This is a genomic window from Haemophilus parainfluenzae, from assembly GCF_014931395.1.
In the GTDB taxonomy this organism is placed as follows: domain Bacteria; phylum Pseudomonadota; class Gammaproteobacteria; order Enterobacterales; family Pasteurellaceae; genus Haemophilus_D.
Window position 1 is genome coordinate 1,270,619 of the sequence record NZ_CP063120.1, and the last position, 19,289, is coordinate 1,289,907.

Annotated in this window: 15 protein-coding genes and 1 pseudogene; 12 read left to right on the forward strand and 4 right to left on the reverse strand. The window is 40.2% G+C overall.

Translation table 11 applies throughout. The features are described from left to right. From INP94_RS06345 to INP94_RS06360, 4 genes are all read left to right on the forward strand, one after another. On the forward strand, window positions 1–453 hold the full coding sequence (locus INP94_RS06345) for a DUF441 domain-containing protein (RefSeq protein ID WP_197543033.1): 453 nt from the start codon (window positions 1–3) through the stop codon (window positions 451–453). After that, on the forward strand, window positions 454–837 hold the full coding sequence (locus INP94_RS06350) for a DUF423 domain-containing protein (RefSeq protein WP_197543034.1): 384 nt from the start codon (window positions 454–456) through the stop codon (window positions 835–837). A 2-nt stretch (window positions 838–839) separates the two neighbouring features. After that, window positions 840–4,754 carry an ATP-dependent RNA helicase HrpA gene (gene hrpA / locus INP94_RS06355; RefSeq protein ID WP_197543035.1) on the forward strand — a complete coding sequence of 1,305 codons (3,915 nt, stop codon included), beginning with the start codon at window positions 840–842 and terminating at the stop codon, window positions 4,752–4,754. A 104-nt stretch (window positions 4,755–4,858) separates the two neighbouring features. Beyond that, window positions 4,859–5,383 carry a toxin-antitoxin system YwqK family antitoxin gene (locus INP94_RS06360; RefSeq protein ID WP_197543036.1) on the forward strand — a complete coding sequence of 175 codons (525 nt, stop codon included), beginning with the start codon at window positions 4,859–4,861 and terminating at the stop codon, window positions 5,381–5,383. A 59-nt stretch (window positions 5,384–5,442) separates the two neighbouring features. Here INP94_RS06360 and INP94_RS06365 read toward each other — a convergent pair. Continuing rightward, window positions 5,443–5,759 (reverse strand): annotated as a pseudogene (locus INP94_RS06365) (integrase core domain-containing protein); the annotation flags it as partial. Window positions 5,760–5,967: 208 nt separating this feature from the next. On the opposite strand from INP94_RS06365, the gene dcuC reads away from it, so the two are divergent. Then, a complete protein-coding gene (gene dcuC / locus INP94_RS06370) occupies window positions 5,968–7,326 on the forward strand; it encodes an anaerobic C4-dicarboxylate transporter DcuC (RefSeq protein WP_197543037.1) in 1,359 nt (452 codons plus the stop codon). 54 nt (window positions 7,327–7,380) lie between these two features. On the opposite strand, the gene folK is transcribed toward dcuC, so the two are convergent. From folK to dksA, 3 genes are all read right to left on the reverse strand, one after another. Continuing rightward, window positions 7,381–7,884 carry a 2-amino-4-hydroxy-6-hydroxymethyldihydropteridine diphosphokinase gene (folK, locus tag INP94_RS06375; protein ID WP_197543038.1) on the reverse strand — a complete coding sequence of 168 codons (504 nt, stop codon included), beginning with the start codon at window positions 7,882–7,884 and terminating at the stop codon, window positions 7,381–7,383. Then, a complete protein-coding gene (pcnB, locus tag INP94_RS06380) occupies window positions 7,884–9,143 on the reverse strand; it encodes a polynucleotide adenylyltransferase PcnB (RefSeq protein ID WP_232087385.1) in 1,260 nt (419 codons plus the stop codon). Before pcnB ends, folK begins: the two co-directional genes overlap by 1 nt. A 333-nt stretch (window positions 9,144–9,476) precedes the next feature. Continuing rightward, the gene (dksA, locus tag INP94_RS06385; protein ID WP_049384440.1) at window positions 9,477–9,914 is read right to left on the reverse strand and encodes an RNA polymerase-binding protein DksA; all 438 of its coding nucleotides are present in this window, start codon (window positions 9,912–9,914) and stop codon (window positions 9,477–9,479) included. A gap of 262 nt (window positions 9,915–10,176) precedes the next feature. Between dksA and INP94_RS06390 the strand changes: the two genes are divergently transcribed. From INP94_RS06390 to uvrC, 7 genes are all read left to right on the forward strand, one after another. Continuing rightward, complete coding sequence (locus INP94_RS06390; RefSeq protein ID WP_197543039.1) at window positions 10,177–12,579, forward strand: DNA internalization-related competence protein ComEC/Rec2; 2,403 nt, start codon at window positions 10,177–10,179, stop codon at window positions 12,577–12,579. 37 nt (window positions 12,580–12,616) lie between these two features. Next, window positions 12,617–14,380, forward strand: coding sequence for a lipid A ABC transporter ATP-binding protein/permease MsbA (gene msbA, locus INP94_RS06395; RefSeq protein ID WP_197543040.1), 1,764 nt, complete (start codon window positions 12,617–12,619; stop codon window positions 14,378–14,380). A gap of 53 nt (window positions 14,381–14,433) precedes the next feature. Then, on the forward strand, window positions 14,434–15,414 hold the full coding sequence (lpxK, locus tag INP94_RS06400) for a tetraacyldisaccharide 4'-kinase (protein ID WP_197543041.1): 981 nt from the start codon (window positions 14,434–14,436) through the stop codon (window positions 15,412–15,414). A 17-nt stretch (window positions 15,415–15,431) separates the two neighbouring features. Further along, a complete protein-coding gene (locus tag INP94_RS06405) occupies window positions 15,432–15,611 on the forward strand; it encodes a Trm112 family protein (RefSeq protein ID WP_197543042.1) in 180 nt (59 codons plus the stop codon). Between the two features lie 9 nt (window positions 15,612–15,620). After that, window positions 15,621–16,385: a 3-deoxy-manno-octulosonate cytidylyltransferase gene (gene kdsB / locus INP94_RS06410; RefSeq protein ID WP_014065112.1), complete on the forward strand. Its 765-nt coding sequence runs from the start codon at window positions 15,621–15,623 to the stop codon at window positions 16,383–16,385. A gap of 33 nt (window positions 16,386–16,418) precedes the next feature. Further along, entirely contained in the window at window positions 16,419–17,372 is a 954-nt protein-coding gene (locus tag INP94_RS06415) for a hypothetical protein (RefSeq protein ID WP_197543043.1), read from the forward strand. A 61-nt stretch (window positions 17,373–17,433) separates the two neighbouring features. Beyond that, on the forward strand, window positions 17,434–19,260 hold the full coding sequence (uvrC, locus tag INP94_RS06420; RefSeq protein ID WP_197543044.1) for an excinuclease ABC subunit UvrC: 1,827 nt from the start codon (window positions 17,434–17,436) through the stop codon (window positions 19,258–19,260). Window positions 19,261–19,289 lie beyond the last annotated feature (29 nt).

Genomic DNA, 19,289 nt, shown 5'->3' on the forward strand with positions numbered 1-19,289 from the left:
ATGTCATTACAATTCAATATGGTCGCGTTGTTATTGGTTTTCTTAATCGTTTTAGGTTTAATTAGCCAAAATAGCGCGATTACCATCTCAGCCGCCGTGCTGTTAATCATGCAACAAACCTTATTATCCAAATACATTCCCATACTCGAACAATACGGTGTCAAAATCGGGATCATCATTTTAACGATTGGTGTCCTAGCACCGTTAGTGTCGGGAAAAATTCAACTGCCCGATCTCAGTTCATTTTTAAACTGGAAAATGGGGGTCTCTATTTTAACGGGAGTATTCGTCGCATGGCTTGCGGGGAAGGGGGTGCCATTAATGAGTGAACAACCTGTTTTGGTGACAGGATTATTAATTGGTACGATTATAGGTGTGTCTTTCTTAGGTGGTATTCCGGTGGGACCTCTAATCGCCGCAGGTATTTTAGCTGTATTAATAGGAAAATTTTAAATGAAAAACAAATGGTTATTTATCGCGGGATTAAGCGGTTTTTTATGTGTGTCGATTGGTGCTTTTGCGGCTCATGGATTAAGCAAGGTTTTAGAGCCTAAAGAATTAGCGTGGATTGAAACAGGTGTGAAATATCAAATGTTCCACACCATTGCGATTTTTGCGATTGGCATTTTGCAATTGTGCCGTGAAGTATTGGTTGCAAACAAAATAGTTAATCTTGTTGCAGGCGCTTGGGCGTACGGTATTCTTCTTTTTAGCGGCAGTCTTTATGCACTTGCCCTTGGAGCGGGAAAGTTCCTTGTGTGGGTAACGCCAATTGGCGGAACGTTATTTTTAATTGGTTGGCTTTGTTTGGCTTACGGTGGTTTTAAAAGTAAATAGATATGAAGAATAAATCAGTCAAACGTGAATTAAACCCGATACAACAATCTCTCTTTTCGAAACTCAAGGATATCATGCTGGTGGATCAACGTCGTTTATCTGCCCGTATTCATGGGATTGGAAAAATTAAAAGCCAAGAAGCTCAGCAAGCAGTGGCTGCTGAAATCCAACAGCAAATTGAACAGGCTCAATTGCGTGTAGAAAATCGTAAAAGTGCGGTTAAAAATCCGATTGTTTTTCCAGAGAGTTTGCCCGTTAGCCAACGTAAAGCAGAAATTCAAAAACTACTTTCTGAACATCAGGTCATTGTAGTGGCAGGTGAAACCGGTTCAGGTAAAACCACCCAACTGCCAAAAATGTGTTTGGAGCTGGGCTTTGGCAATTTAGGCATGATTGGTCATACTCAGCCTCGTCGAATTGCCGCTCGTTCGGTGGCAGCGCGTATTGCAGAAGAGCTGGAAACAGAGCTTGGCGGTTTAGTCGGTTATAAAGTCCGTTTTAACGATCAAATCAGTGATGATACGCAAATCAAGTTGATGACCGACGGGATTTTGCTAGCAGAAATTCAAAACGATCGTTTCCTCAATCAATATTCTTGTTTGATTATCGATGAAGCCCACGAACGCAGTCTAAACAACGATTTTATTCTTGGTTATCTGAAAAAGCTTTTACCACGTCGTCGTGATTTAAAACTTATCATCACCTCCGCGACCATTGATGTGGAACGTTTTTCCAAACATTTCAACAATGCCCCAATTATCGAAGTCTCAGGTAGAACCTATCCCGTTGAAGTACGTTATCGTCCCGTAGTGGAGGAAGACGATCAAGATCAGCTACAAGGCATTCTTAATGCGGTGGATGAACTGCAAGCAGAAGGTCGTGGCGATATTTTGATCTTTATGAACGGTGAGCGAGAAATTCGTGATACAGCCGAAGCTTTACAAAAACAAAATCTAAAACACACGGAAATTCTACCGCTCTTTGCACGCTTGTCTGCGCAAGAACAGAATAAAATTTTCCATCCAAGTGGTTTAAATCGCATTGTATTAGCGACCAACGTCGCGGAAACTTCATTGACTGTGCCGGGCATTAAATATGTGATTGACCCAGGTACCGCACGCATTTCCCGTTATAGCTATCGCACTAAAGTACAACGCTTACCGATTGAACCTATTTCACAGGCATCTGCTAACCAGCGTAAAGGCCGTTGTGGTCGTGTAAGTGAAGGGATTTGTATTCGTTTATATTCGGAAGAGGATTTTAATTCTCGTCCAGAGTTTACCGATCCTGAAATTCTACGCACCAATTTAGCCTCTGTTATTTTGCAAATGACGGCATTGGGCTTAGATGATATTGAAGCGTTCCCGTTTGTGGATGCGCCAGATAAACGCCATATTCAAGATGGGATAAAACTGTTGGAAGAATTAGGTGCGTTTGAAATGGTTCGCACCAAAGCGGGTGAGAAACGTCAATTAACCGCAGTAGGTCGTCAATTAGCTCAACTCCCTGTGGATCCTCGTTTGGCGAAGATGTTGCTGAGTGCTGTCTCACAAGGTGCGTTACATGAAGTGATGATTATTGTCGCTGCGTTATCCATTCAAGATCCGCGCGAGCGCCCACAAGAAAAACAGCAAGCTTCCGATGAAAAACATCGTCGTTTTGCCGATAAAAAATCGGATTTCTTGGCTTTCCTCAATCTTTGGCGTTATCTACAAGAACAACAAAAAGAATTGAGTAAAAACCAATTCCGTCGTCAATGCCAAAAGGATTTCTTAAATTATTTACGTATTCGCGAATGGCAGGATATTTATCATCAAATTCGTTTAACCGTGCGTGAAATGGGCTTGCCGATTAATTCGGAAAAAGCAGAATATCAGCAAATTCACACCGCACTTTTAAGCGGCTTGCTTTCTCATATAGGCTTAAAAGAAGCAGAAAAACAGCAATATCTTGGCGCACGTAATGCCCATTTTGCGATTTTCCCCAATTCTGTGCTTTTCAAAAAACAACCGAAATGGGTGATGGCGGCAGAGTTAGTGGAAACCTCCAAACTTTGGGGGCGCATGGTGGCGGAAATCGAGCCAGAATGGATTGAGCCACTTACCGAGCATTTAATTAAAAAATCCTATTCCGAACCGCGTTGGTCGAAATCTCGTGGGGCGGTGATTGCCGATGAAAAAGTCACGCTTTACGGTGTGCCGATTGTGGCTGCGCGACCAGTGAATTACGGTGCTATTGATCCGACGGTAAGCCGTGAGATCTTTATTCAATCTGCCTTAGTGGAAGGGGATTGGAATACCAAACATAAATTCTTCAAAGAAAATCAACGACTTGTTCGAGAAGTAGAGGAGTTGGAACACAAAAGCCGCCGCCGCGATATTTTGGTGGATGATCGCACGCTTTTTGAATTTTACGATCAGCGTATTGGTACGGAAGTGGTTTCCCAAAAACATTTTGATACCTGGTGGAAAAAGGCGCAGCAAAAAGATCCTGAATTGCTTAATTTTGAACGCTCATTCTTAATTAACGATGATGCGGAGCAAGTGAGCAAGCTGGACTTCCCAAATTTCTGGCATCAAGGCAATTTAAAACTCAAATTAACTTATCAATTTGAACCGGGTACTGATGCGGACGGGGTAACCGTGCATATTCCATTGCCATTGCTTAACCAAGTGGAAATGACGGGCTTTGATTGGCAAATTCCAGGCTTGCGTGAAGAGCTGGTGATTGCGTTGATTAAATCGTTGCCGAAATCTTATCGTCGTAACTTCGTGCCAGCACCTAATTATGCTCAAGCTTTTTTAAGTCGTGCCGTGCCGTTGGAAAAACCGTTATTAGATACGCTGATTTATGAATTGCGTCGTATGACGGGCGTTACTGTAGAAGCGGAACATTGGAATTGGGAACAAATTCCAAGCCATTTGAAAATGACGTTCCGTGTGGTGGATGAAAACGGTAAGAAAATTGCCGAATCGATGAATTTGGATGAGCTGAAATTCAACTTAAAAGATCGTGTGCAGGAAAGTATTTCTGCTGTAGCAGATGATGGCATTGAGCAAAGTGGATTGCATATTTGGAGCTTTGCAGAGCTGCCACAATGTTATGAACAAAAACAACGCGGTTTCAGCGTCAAAGCGTTCCCTGCTATTGTGGATGAAAAAGATGCGGTAGGTATTAAGCTATTTGAAACAGAGTTTGAGCAAGCGGTGGCGATGCAACAAGGCTTGAGCCGATTGTTGCTACTCAATGTGCCGTCACCGATTAAATACCTGCATGAAAAATTGCCGAATAAAGCTAAATTGGGGCTGTATTTTACCCCGTTCGGTCGCGTGTTAGATTTGATTGATGACTGTATCGCTTGTGCGGTGGATAAACTGATTGCCGATTTTGGTGGTTTTGTTTGGGATGAAGCAGGCTTTGAGAAATTGCGTGATTTCGTGAGAGAAAACCTTAACGAAGTGACCGTAGATATCGCGCAGAAAGTAGAGCAAATCCTATCCCTTAACCATGCCTTGAACCAACGTTTAAAAGGCAAAATGGATTTCACTATGGCCTTTGCTTTTTCTGATATTAAGTCGCAATTAAGCGGGCTGATTTATCCAGGTTTTGTGCAAAAGAGCGGTTATGATCGCCTACCTGATTTACAGCGTTATCTGCAAGCCGTTGATAAACGTATCGATAAACTGGCTCAAGATGTAAATCGCGATCGTGCGGCTATGTTACGCGTGGAACAAGTACAACAGGCTTACCAACAATTGCTCGCAAAACTACCGAAATCTAAACCAATTTCTGATGAAGTCGCGGAAATTCGTTATATGATTGAAGAATTGCGTGTGAGTTTATTTGCGCAGCAATTAGGCACGAAGTATCAGGTGTCGGATAAGCGGATTTTGAATGTAATTACTGAAATAAAATAGGCAATAATAAAAAGTCATCTCAATATACTATAGAAATTCACTCAACTTTTAGAAAACTATGTTAAAATGGAGCGAATTCATTTCTCTCTTTAAAAGGAAAATTTATGAAAAAATGGTGGTTAATTTCATTAGCAACGATTGCTGGAAATGTTTATGCAGTTGATCCAACAGGCGACTGCACATTTGATAACCATGGCAACCAACGTTGTGTCGTTTATCATTACGGTTCAAATGTGGTTAAAAATGTATTCACTATTGGTCCAAATGGCAGAGTTATTGGTGAATCTCCGATTTACTATCCGAGCGGCAAACTAAAAAGCACCATGCGCTATAATGATCAAGGTGAAATACACGGAAAAATTATGCACTACTGGGAAAATGGCAAAGTAAAAGCGGCTATTGACTATAAAAATAATTTAGCAGATGGTTTTTCCTACGAATACGATGAAAGTGGTAAGCTAGTTGTTATTTGGCAATATAAGCATGACCTAGAAGTACATATGCAAGAAATGAACGGTAAAGTAAAACATGGTAAAGAAGTGTTTTTCCGGAATGAAAACGGTGTTGCGACCCCCTACCGCGTAATCGAATGGAATAACGGTAAAAAAGTTAAAGAACAAACAGAATAATGTGTAGAAAATCAAACCCAATCTGACAGTCTCCCGTTTAAAAACTTAGGGTTGTCAGATTAATTTGAGCTTAGATTCTTTTCTGCCCAAATAGGTTTCCCATCAAGTAATGTTTCCATCGGTGTTCTTCCACAACACATTTTACCTTGATGGGTACGACGACGGTTATAATACAATATCCATTCATCTAAGTCCGCTTGTATTGTCTTTAAATCTATATAAATTCGCGTCCTAAAGGCAACCTGATAAAATTCCTGCAAATCGTTTTATGAAAACGCTCGTAGATGCCATCGGTTTGTGGATGTTTGACCTGCGTCTTTGTGTGTTCGATATCATTAATCGTTAAATAAAGCTCATAATCGTGATTTTCCACTTTGTTATGATGGTGTAAGGTCATTCTTACGCTATCATTTTTCTTTTGAAACGTTATTAATTTTTTAGGTTTAAAACACCACCAAAACCAACCGCACTTTCTCCCCAAAATCTTTTTGTGATCTATCTCAAATTTTCGTATTGAACTGATTTACAACTGCCAATTCAATCGCTATCTTGCTGATATTATTATTTTAATAAAGAGGTAAGTTATGGATCTGATTATAGGTTTGATTGCCATTGTCTTAGTGGCATATTATATCGTGAAAGGCTACTCAGCGACTGGTGTGTTGATGTTCGGGGGCTTGGTCTTGTTATTAATTTCAGTGCTGATGGGACATTCGATTTTACCAGAAGGCGTGAAAAGCACCGGTTCCACCTATTTTGATATTTTAGAATATGTGAAATATCTACTCGGTAATCGTGGTGGCGGCTTAGGCTTGATGATCATGGTGTTATGCGGTTTCTCCGTGTACATGACTCATCTTGGCGCGAACGATGTGGTGGTAAAATTAGTCTCAAAACCACTGAAAAATATCCGTTCACCTTATATTTTAATGGTGTTTGCTTATTTCCTTGCATGTTTGATGTCTTTTGCGGTGTCATCTGCAACAGGTTTAGGCGTGTTATTAATGGCAACATTATTCCCTGTTATGGTCAACGTGGGGATTTCACGTGGGGCTGCAGCGGCAATTTGTGCATCGCCAATTTCGATTATCCTTTCTCCAACATCGGGCGACGTGGTGCTTTCTGCTGAAATTTCAAAAATTCCTTTAGGTGAGTTTGCCTTTGGCACTGCATTGCCGGTTTCGATTTTTGCGATTCTAGGGATTGCTGTCGCGCACTTCTTCTGGCAGCGTTATTTAGATAAAAAAGAAGGCGTGCAAGTAGAACGTTTGAATGCAGATGAAATTAAAACCACAGCACCAAATTACTACGCGATTTTGCCATTATTACCCATTATTGGCGTATTGATTTTTGATGGTAAATGGGGCTTACCAAATTTACACATTGTTACCGTGATGGTGCTTTGCTTTATCATTACTGCTGCGGTAGATTTCTTACGTAGCTTTAACGCAAAACAAACCTTTGATAATCTTGTGGTGGCATATCGCGGTATGGCAGATGCCTTTGCGGGCGTGGTAATGCTTTTAGTTGCTGCAGGTGTATTTGCACAAAGTTTAAGTACAATCGGCTTTATCACTAATTTAATCGACTCAGCACAAACCTTCGGTGGTTCAGCATTCTTTATGATGTTAGTGCTTGCGGTGATTACCATTTTAGCCACCATGGCGACAGGTTCAGGTAACGCGGCGTTCTATGCTTTTGCAGAATTAATTCCAAAATTAGCCACTCAAATGGGCGTCAACCCAGCATTCTTAACCATTCCAATGTTACAAGCCTCGAACTTAGGTCGTGGTTTATCACCAGTTTCTGGCGTGGTTGTGGCTGTATCAGGTATGGGAAAAATCTCACCATTTGAAATCGTAAAACGTATGTCTGTCCCAATGTTGGTCGGTTTTATTTGTGTGATTATCGGCACAGAAATCTTTGTTTCCGTTGCTGCCTAATTTGATAGGTAAAAAAGAAGGGCTGATAGTAAATATCAGCCCTTTTATTTTGAGTTAAGTGCGGTCAATTTTCTCGCTGTTTTTGATTTTATACATTTGATGATTTTCGAACGCTTTTACCAAATCAGCGACTTTTTCGCCTTCCGGTAAAACCAAATCTTGTGCGATATCATTAAGCGGCACAATCACAAATTCGCGGTTTTTCATATCATAATGAGGCACGGTTAAGCGTTCATTTTGAATGATTTGATCACCATAAAGCAGAATGTCCAAATCCAGTGTACGCTCACCCCAACGACGTAAACGCACGCGACCTTGTTCATTTTCGATACGTTGCAATTCATCGAGTAAAGCTAAAGGTGGGCGAGTGGTTTCGATCATCGCCACTGCATTTACATAATCCGGTTGATCCTGCGGGCCTAATGGTTTGCTTTGATAAAATCCGCTCACTGATTTTAATTCGGTATTAGGTAGCGCAGAAATTGCCTCTAATGCCGAATTTAATTGTTCTGTAGGCGTATTTAAATTGCTGCCTAGGGCGATATAAACTTGAACCATTAGTTAGCCGCCTTAGGTTTACGTCTACGGTAATATTTTTTCTTCGGTGCAGGATGCAATTTTTGTTGCTCTTGAACCAACTGGCGACGTTGTTCTTGATTGCTGAGTTGGTACTCATGCCACCATTTAGCCAATTCAACGGTGTCGCCACCTTCCACTTCAGCACGCATCGCCAATAAATCAAAGGCCGCACGAAATTTTTGATGTTCCATCGTGCGAGCAGGGTGAGAACCCGTGCGTTTAAGCAGTTGTAACTGCAACATCCAAATATCACGAATGACGGATGTATGACGACGAGGTGCGGCTAATGATCGGCATAATTGATCAAGCACTTCATTTGCCGCAAGGGCATAGGCATCGTGATTGTTTAAGCCACCTTCATTTTTCAGCACATCCACTTTTTCGCGTAATGGATACCAGAAGAATGCCGCAAATAAAAAGGCAGGATTAATGCGCAATTTATCGGTAATACGTTCATCGGTTGAATTTAACGAAGTTAAAATCATGCGCTCTGCAAGGCTGTCTTCTTTTTCGGTGAAATAAGGCGTTAAGCTTGGGAAAAGCTGTTCAAATAAGCCATATTGGCGAAGTAATTTATAGGTTTTTACACCATTGCCAGACTGCAATAATTTTAGGCTTTCATCGAATAAACGCGCCGGTGGAATATTTTTCAGCAGTGGTGCAAGTTCACGAATGGGCTGTTCACTTGGTTTTTCCAAGAACATATCCAATTTCGCCATAAAGCGCACGGAACGTAGCATACGCACAGGATCTTCTTGATAACGAGTCACTGGATCACCAATAAGACGTAATTTTCCGTTTTTCAGATCATCAATCCCGTTGAAGTAATCACGCAATGTATTATCTTGCGGATTGTAGTAAAGGGCATTTACAGTAAAGTCACGGCGTTCGGCATCTTGTTCAATGGTGCCGTACACGTTATCACGCAGTAACATTCCTTCATCGCTTTGTTTCGCTTGATTTTCGCTGCGCGCATCCGAATGGTTAGCACGGAATGTCGCTACTTCGATTACGTCGCGACCAAACATAATATGCGCAAGTCGGAAACGACGACCGACTAAACGGCACTGACGTTGGAATACGGCCTGGATTTGCTCTGGACGTGCATTCGTTGCTACATCAAAATCTTTTGGGTTTTTACCTAATAATAAATCACGTAAACAGCCCCCAACGATATAAGCTTCATAACCTTGGCGTTGCAATTTTTCTACCACAGTAATGGCATTACGGCTAAACATACGTGGATTAATGCCGAAATGAGAGGCTTTCACGCTATGTTTGTCGTAACGAGATGCTTGAGTGTTGGTTTTTTTATGGTGAGAAGAGGACGGGGCGATCTTGGGTTGTGAACGCTCTGTTTTTGAAACGTTTGATTTTTTGGTTTTGGGCGCCGTTTTTGGAACAGGCGAATTTATATTGGTTTCGGTTTCTTTTTTAGTTTTTTTACCAAATAAATTTTTTATATAAGTAAGAATAATTTACTCCATTCTCGATGTTCAATGCGCATTTGATAAAAACACGAAAAGTGCGGTTGTTTTTGACCGCACTTTTGGTTGGGTTATTTGAATAAATTAACCTGCGACTTGTTTTTCACGAATTTCAGCAAGCGTTTTGCAATCGATACAAAGATCAGCAGTAGGGCGTGCTTCTAAACGACGAATGCCAATTTCTTCGCCACAAGAATCGCAATAGCCGAAATCATCGGTATCTAATTTTTTCAATGTGTATTCAATCTTTTTCATTAATTTACGCTCGCGATCACGGTTGCGTAATTCAAGACTGAATTCTTCTTCTTGCGTCGCACGGTCAGCCGGATCAGGGAAGTTTGATGCTTCATCTTGCATATGAGCAACCGTTCTTGATGCTTCTTCCACAATTTGCTCGTGCCACGCAGTTAAAATTTTTCTGAAATGAAGAATCTGATCTTCATTCATGTATTCTTCATCTTTCTTTGGTTGATAAGGCTTAACGCCGGCTAAATCTAGCAAACTTAGAGATGCCTTAGACATTGATAACTCCTAATGTAATACAGATTTTTACGACTTCCTGTCTTGTTGTTTTGATTGATTCTTATCAGCTAAAAAATAGCTGACATAAGAACCCTGTTTTTTAAGGGCGATATAAATAGCAGAACTTTGCCTATTTAGCAAATAAATTTAGTCTAGAAATTTCGAATTTGCGATCGTGATCGCAAAAAACGGTATGTTTACTTGCTTATTTGTAAAGTTAAGGCTAGTTTGCCTTACTTTCTTGCTATAAATCACACTTAAAATGAAAATCACGCTATTTCAACTGTGCATGATGCTCATTGTCTCGGCCTTATCCTTGCTTGTCGTGCCAGATTTTTTACTGTTCACTTGGCAACAGGCTGGGCTGAGCATTTTAATGTTGGTTATGACCGCACTTTGTTTCCATTGGTTCAATTATTTTAAAGCCAGAAATTTTTGCATAAGCAGTATTTTGTTTTTGCTTACGTTGGCTTATGCCCATTTACCAGCCTTATCATTATTGGGACAAGCAGAGAGGATTTCAAGTTTACCGAATAACATCACCTTAGATCTCCATATTTTAGAGATTCTTCATCAACAAGATTATCAAACGTTGGTTGCGACAACGTCATTATTTGATGGGAAAGAACAACAGATTTTTATTAATTGGAAAGCGCCGGAAAAGCCACAAGTAGGTGAAATTTGGCGGGCTGATGTAAAACTTCGCCCTATTTCTGCAAGACTTAATCATGGTGGATTTGATCGACAGCAATGGTATTTTCCCAAAAGGATTATTGCCGTTGGATATGTGAAAAGTGCGGTCAAAATTGGTGAAGATTTTTCTTACCGCACACATTTTCTACAGAATAGCCTCAAGCAAACAGAGGGGCTTTCTTTGCAAGGCTTGCTTATTGCATTGGCATTTGGTGAGCGGGCTTGGCTGGATAATACAACGTGGTTGATTTATCAACAAACGAATACAGCACATTTGATTGCGATTTCAGGGTTACATATCGGTTTAGCAATGGGGATAGGCTTTTTCTTTGCTCGATTATTGCAACTTGCACTGCCTACACGCTTTATTTCACAACAGTTTCCGCTTTGCTTTGGTGTGTTGATTGCTTTAGGTTATGCCTATTTAGCTGGATTTAGTTTACCGACCTTTCGTGCAATGATGGCATTGCTTTTTATTGCAATCCTTCAATGTTCGCGACGATATTACACGCCTTCGCAAATGCTGTGTTTGGTGGTGGCATTTTTGCTTTTTTGTGATCCGCTTATGCCGCTTTCGGTGAGTTTTTGGCTTTCAGTTGGTGCTGTTACTTGTTTGATTGTGTGGTACCGATATGTTCCTTTGTCAATCATTGAATGGAGACATCAAAAATTATCTGGCAAAGTGCGGTGGATTTTAGGCTTGTTTCATTTGCAGTTTGGGTTGCTGATTTTATTCACACCTATTCAACTTTTCTTTTTTAATGGCTTGGCGTTAAATGGATTCTTGGCAAATTTAATTGCTGTGCCCTTATATAGCTTCTTACTTCTACCCTTGATTCTCTTTGCGGTGTTAACGAATGGTGCATTTTCTTCTTGGCATCTTTCAAATGCGATTGCTCAAGGTATTACACAATGCCTCAGTTTTTTCCAAGGATCGTATGTTCCGATTTCGATTAATTTATCTCTTATTCTGACCGCACTTTTAAGCCTTGTTTTTGGTGGAGTGTTATATGGATTGTATTTTGTATCTCAAGGGAAAACAAAAAATACACCGTTAAAATCAATTCAATTTTTCACGTTAAATAGTACAAAAATCTTATCGATGGAAGATTATAAACAAGCCCTATTGGGCGTAATCCTTATTTTTAGTGTTTGTATGAGTACGCTAGGGTATCGATATTTTACAAAACCTAAATGGCAGTTAGATACGTTAGATGTTGGACAAGGTTTAGCAACCTTAATTGTAAAAGAAGGGAAAGGCGTGTTGTATGACACGGGTCCCGCTTGGCAGAGTGGAATAGGGGCTTCTTCCATGGCGGAATTAGAAATATTGCCTTATCTTCAACGGGAAGGCATTGAACTTGAAACCTTGATTTTAAGCCATGATGATAACGATCATTCGGGTGGCGCTAAAGCGATTTTAGCCGCATATCCAGAGATTGAACTGATTACACCTTCTCGCAAAAACTATGGTGAAACGCACCGCACTTTTTGTCTTCAGGGAAAACAATGGCAGTGGGGAGGACTTGATATTAAAATTCTTTCACCAAAACAAATTACAGACAGGGCGGAGAATCCTCAATCTTGCGTGATTGTATTAACGGATGGACAGTATCAGATTCTTTTAACCGGTGATGCTGATGTGGCAACAGAAAAATCTTTTGCTGAAAAACTAGGCAAAATTAATGTGTTACAGGTGGGACATCATGGTAGTAAAACCTCAACAGGCGAGTTTTTACTGGCACAGACAAAACCGGATATAGCCTTAATTTCAAGTGGACGATGGAATGCGTGGAATTTTCCTCATCCAATCGTGATTGAACGATTAAATCGTTATCAAAGTGCGGTCGAAAATACGGCTATTTCAGGTCATATAAGGTTAAATTTTACTGAAAAAGGCATTGAAATTGAAAAGGCGAGAGGGGATTTTTCACCTTGGTTTGCCCGTGTAATTGGATTATCCCCGAAATAACAGGTACAATGCAGCCAATTTTTATTAAGACAATGTGATGCAAGAACAAACTATGCAAGATAAAGATTTCTCAACCTCGCAAACTTTTAAGCGTTTATGGCCGATGATTTCACCTTTTAAATCAGGGTTATTTGTCGCTGCTGTCGCTCTCATTTTTAATGCATTGGCTGATTCAGGCCTGATTTATATGCTTAAGCCTTTGCTTGATGACGGGTTTGGGAAAGCAGATCATTCCTTCCTAAAACTGATGGCGTTTGTTGTGGTTGGTATGATTATGTTGCGTGGAGTGACTAACTTTATTTCCAGCTATTGTTTAGCTTGGGTATCAGGCAAAGTGGTGATGATTATGCGCCGCCGCTTGTTTAAGCATTTAATGTTTATGCCGGTGAGTTTCTTTGATCGTAATTCAACGGGGAAATTGCTTTCTCGTATTACTTACGATTCAGAAATGATTGCCAATTCTTCCTCTAATTCATTAGTGACCATTGTACGTGAGGGGGCCTATTTAGTTTCATTGCTCGTGGTGATGTTTTACACCAGTTGGGAACTGACGTTGGTTCTTTTCGTCATCGGGCCAATTATTGCGGTGCTTATTCGCTTTGTATCGAAGATATTCCGTAAGCTTAGTAAAAACATGCAAGATTCTATGGGGGAATTAACCTCTGCGACGGAACAAATGCTAAAAGGACATAAAGTGGTGCTTTCTTTTGGTGGGCAATTAGTGGAAGAAGAGCGTTTCGATAAAGTCAGTAATGATATGCGCCGTAAAGGCATGAAAATGGTGACAGCTGATGCCATTTCAGACCCTGTTGTGCAAGTGATTGCTTCTTTGGCGTTAGCGGCAGTGCTTTATTTGGCAACCACACCATTAATTGCGGAGCATAATTTAACTGCGGGTTCTTTCACTGTGGTCTTTTCTTCCATGTTAGCGATGATGCGCCCATTAAAATCCCTGACGAATGTAAACTCCCAATTCCAACGAGGCATGGCGGCCTGTCAGACATTATTTTCGATCTTGGATTTGGAAACAGAGAAAGATAATGGCACATATAAAGCAGAACCCGCAAAAGGTGATTTAGAATTTAAAAACGTAAGTTTTGCTTATGAGGGTAAAGAAGAGAAAGCCTTAAATAATATCTCTTTCTATGTGCCCGCAGGTAAAACTGTGGCATTAGTGGGGCGTTCAGGTTCGGGCAAATCGACTATTGCCAATTTAGTAACGCGTTTCTACGATATCGATGAAGGTGAGATTTTATTAGATGGGGTGAGAATTCAAGATTATCGTCTATCTAATTTACGTGAGAATTGTTCTATTGTTTCTCAACAAGTACATTTATTTAACGATACGATTGCCAATAATATCGCCTATGCGGCAGAAGATAAATACAGCCGTGAGCAAATTATCGAAGCAGCAAAAGCGGCTTATGCGCTTGAGTTTATCGAGAAACTTCCACAAGGTTTTGATACCGTTATTGGTGAGAATGGAGCAAGTCTTTCTGGTGGTCAACGTCAGCGTTTAGCCATTGCTCGTGCGTTATTACGTAATTCACCTGTCTTAATTTTAGATGAAGCGACTTCTGCTCTCGATACCGAATCTGAACGTGCGATTCAGTCTGCATTAGAAGAACTGAAAAAAGATCGTACGGTATTGGTTATCGCCCATCGTTTATCAACCATTGAAAATGCCGATGAAATCTTAGTCATTGAACACGGTGAAATTAAAGAACGTGGTACACACCAAGATTTATTAGCGCTTGATGGTGCGTATAAACAATTACACAGCATGCAGTTTAGCGGATAAAATAATAAGGGCGAACCAATGTGTTCGCCCAAAATCAATATAGGATAAATGAAATGCCTTTTTGGTACTCAAATTCAAAGCTTGCTTGGTTGCTTCTTCCTTTTTCACTGCTATTTTGGTTGATTAGCCAAATTCGCCGAGCATTATTTTCCCTAAATATCTTATCTTCTTATAAATCCCCGAAACCTGTCATTATTGTTGGTAATCTTTCTGTTGGTGGAAACGGTAAAACCCCTGTTGTGGTGTGGCTAGTTGAAGAGTTACAAAAACAAGGATTGCGCGTAGGTGTGATTTCTCGTGGCTATGGTAGCCAATCTAAAACCTATCCTTTACTTGTCACACCGGAAACAGACCCTGTTCAAGGGGGCGATGAGCCCGTTTTAATTGTAAAAAGAACAGGTGTGCCCGTGGTGATTTCACCTAATCGTCAACAAGCAATCGAATTACTTTTGAAAACACAGGATTGCGATCTGATTATTTCGGATGATGGATTACAACATTATAAGTTGCGACGTGATATTGAAATTGTCGTAATGGACGCAGAACGCGCTTTAGGGAACGGCTTTGTATTGCCTGCAGGCCCTTTGCGTGAATTGCCAAGTCGTTTAAAAAATGTGGACTTTGTGATTACTAATGGCGGAAAAAATGCTTATTCTGATGCCATTATGCAATTGGTTCCTCATTATGCAATTAATTTAGTGACGGCAGAAAAACGCTTGCTAAGTGAGTTTACCCAAGGTTCAGCTATTGCGGGAATTGGCAATCCTCAACGATTTTTCACGATGTTGGAAAATTTAAATATTCGTTTAGCCAATACGAAAGCTTTTCAAGATCATCAACATTTTGAGCCACAATTATTAGAAAAACTTGCTGAAAACCAACCGCTCTTTATGACCGAAAAGGACGCAGTAAAATGCCAAGCGTTTGCCAAAGAGAATTGGTGGTATGTTCCAGTTGATGCGGAGATTGTTGAGGCTGAAAACCAAGGCCAAACACTTCCACAATTGTGGGAAAAAATCCGTCATTTGGTTTAACTCTATTCGAGTGAAATATGCGTGAGAAACTTAATCCTCGATTATTAGACGTGATCGCTTGCCCGCGATGTTTGGCAAGATTGAAATACGATCAAGAAAATCAACGGATCATTTGCCCTTTTGAGCAAGTGGCGTATCCTGTTGAACACGGCGTGCCGGTATTGTTGGCAGAAAAAGCCGAAACATTGAAAGAATAAGGAATACTTATGTCATTTACAGTTATTATCCCTGCTCGTTTTGCATCAAGCCGCTTACCAGGTAAACCTTTAGCAGATATTGCTGGTAAACCTATGATTCAACATGTTTTTGAAAAAGCCCAACAATCAGGTGCGAGCCGAGTGATTATCGCGACAGATAATGAACAAGTTGAAAAGGCAGCAAAAGCTTTTGGAGCCGAAGTTTGTATGACATCAGAAGCGCATAATTCTGGTACAGAGCGTTTAGCGGAAGTAGTAAGTAAGCTTGGTATTGCTGATGATGAAATCATTGTAAACATCCAAGGGGATGAGCCGTTAATTCCGCCTGTTATTGTGAGTCAGGTGGCAGAGAATTTAGCGAAGTTTAACGTGAATATGGCGACGCTTGCGGTAAAAATTCATGAAGCGGAAGAGTTATTTAATCCAAATGCCGTGAAAGTCGTTACGGATAAAGATGGCTACGTTTTATATTTTTCCCGTTCAGTGATTCCTTACGATCGTGATCAGTTTATGCAATTAGCGGATACCTCAAAGGCACAATTGGCTGATGCGTATCTTCGTCATATTGGTATTTATGCTTATCGTGCAGGTTTTATTAAACAATATGTGCAATGGGCACCAACGCAGTTAGAAAACTTAGAGAAATTAGAGCAACTCCGTGTATTGTGGTACGGTGAGCGTATTCACGTTGAATTGGCGAAAGAAGTCCCGGCTGTAGGTGTGGATACAGCAGAAGATTTAGAAAAAGTGCGGTCAATTTTAACTGCAAATTAAGATCAGTACGTTTATTAAATCAAGGACGAAAAAATGAAAAAATTTAACTTATTAATGATATGCATCTTCGTGAGTCAAATCCCACAAATAGTACAAGCGGAAGAACAGAAATGGGTAGATAAACAACATGACAGAATCAAAGAAACTCTAAATAGTTGGGCTAAGAGCATTGATAACTGGATAAGTGATCCTGATCCTGAGAATCCAGCGGGTGCCAAACTACGAGTGATGCTAGATAGTCAATGGAATCATTATGATCATTTGTCATTTAAGCCACGTGTACGAGGTAAAATTCGCTTACCGGGTGTGAAAAAACAGTTAAGCTTGGTATTTGGTGATGAAGATGTTGAAAACCAAGAGAATGATAAAAACTATATTGGAAACATTTATAAAAAGCCGTTAGAAAATAAGAAATATTATAATAGCGGTCAAGCACGCAATGATAATGCATCTATTGGCTTACGTTGGTCTGATAGCATTAAAAGCTTAGGAGTAAATACTCATTTTGATCTTGGTATTCGCTCTGGGGTAGATATTTTTGTCCGTTTTAAAGCTTATAAAGAGTGGCAAATTAATGATCAGCTTTCTACTCGGTTAGAACAAATTTATCGTTATGGTAGCAATAGTAAGCATTACGTGCGTACCAATTTCGAAACGAAATACCAACGCACCCAAAATATTTTTATTGGAAACAACTTGTATCTACAATATGCACATGACATTGATGAAGAGATTTCATGGGGAAATAGTATTTATCAGGAGCATGAATTTGCTAATAATAAACGTTTAAATTACGGTATCTTTGTCGGTGGTTATTTGGATAATAAAAAATTTGATATTAATCAATATGGTCCATTTATAAGTTGGCGTCAGCCAATTTGGCGAAAATGGCTATTTATTCAACCAGAATTAAGCTATTACAATGATAGAAAGAAAGACCGTAGCCATCATGTTGGTGCATTTTTACGATTAGAAGCAGTTTTCTAATATTTGATGTTTTTCAAGTAATGTAAATCTTGTTTTCTGTTTGGAAACAAAAATCTTATTTATGTTTGATTCTAAAAAGTTTCTCTCAGACGTTTCTCATGAACCTGGTGTTTATCGTATGTATGACGATAAAGATCAGGTTATTTATGTGGGCAAAGCGAAAGATCTTAAAAAGCGCCTTTCCAGCTATTTCCGAAAAAACTTAAGTAGCAAAAAAACAGAAGCCTTGGTGTCGTCAATTCATCATATCGACACAACCATTACCTCTTCTGAAACAGAAGCATTATTGCTTGAGCATAACTTTATTAAGCTTTACCAACCTCGTTATAACGTATTATTGCGAGATGATAAATCCTATCCTTTTATTTTATTGACGAAAGAACGTCATCCTCGTATTACTTCTTATCGTGGAACGAAAAAAATTTTAGGCGAGTATTTCGGGCCTTATCCTCATGCGGGTGCAGTGCGTGAAACCTTGTCGTTAATGCAAAAACTATTCCCTGTTCGTCAATGTGAAAATTCGGTTTATAACAATCGTTCCCGCCCTTGTTTGCAATATCAAATCGGGCGTTGTTCCGCTCCTTGTGTGCCAGGTTATGTGGCTGATGAGGAATATAACCAACAAGTGGAATTAGCGCGATTATTTTTGCAAGGGAAAGATCAGCAAGTATTAGATTACCTCATTGGCAAAATGGAGCAGGCGAGCCGAGACTTAGATTTTGAAGGTGCGGCGCGTTATCGTGACCAAATTCAAGCGGTTCGTGCGGTTATTGAAAAACAATTCGTATCCAATGAGCGTTTGGACGATATGGATATTATGTCTATTGCGTATCAGCACGGTTTAGCTTGTGTTCAGGTGATGTTTATTCGTCAAGGTAAAGTATTGGGCAACCGCAGTTATTTTCCTAAAGTACCCGCTAATACAGATTTATCCGAATTAACAGCAACGTTTGTTGGGCAGTTTTATTTGCAAGGTCATCAGGGCAGAAGTATCCCGAATAGTATTATTGTGGATCATAAATTAGATGAAAAAGCTGAGCTTGAAGCCTTGTTAACTGAACAAGCAGGTAGAAAAGTAGTGATACAGGAATCCGCTAAAGGCGATAAAGGTAAATATCTACAACTAGCACAAATTAATGCCAAAGCGGCGTTAGCGACTCAACTTAAACAATCTTCCCGAATGCACGAACGTTATCAAGCCCTTTGCGAATTGCTTGATATGCCTGAAATTAAACGTATGGAATGTTTTGATATTAGTCATACGATGGGGAATCAAACTGTAGCATCTTGCGTGGTATTTAATCAAGAAGGCCCACTGAAATCAGATTATCGTCGTTTTAATATTGAAGGCATTACTGGCGGCGATGATTATGCAGCGATGGAGCAAGCCTTAAAGAAACGTTACGACCGCGATCTTGATGAAGATAAAATTCCCGATATTATTTTTATTGATGGCGGTAAGGGGCAGCTTAATCGAGCCTTAGAGGTTTTTCATCACCTCAACGTGAAATGGGATAAAAATCGACCGCACTTAATTGGTGTGGCAAAAGGTGTGGATCGTCGAGCAGGACAAGAGGTGTTGATTATCAGCAAACAAGATCGTGAGATTCATTTGCCGGATGATAGCCTTGCACTGCATTTAATCCAACATATTCGAGATGAAAGCCATAATCATGCGATTAGCGGCCATCGTCAAAAACGCCAAAAAGCCTTTACCCAAAGCGGATTGGAAACCATTGAAGGGGTAGGCGCTAAACGACGCCAAGCCTTGTTGAAATATTTAGGTGGATTGCAAGGTGTCAAAAATGCCACGTTGGATGAAATCGCCTCTGTACCTGGTATTTCTAAAGCGTTAGCAGAAAAGATTTTCGAGACCTTAAAAAGTTAGGAAAAATCTTGATTTTCTACGCGAACTGT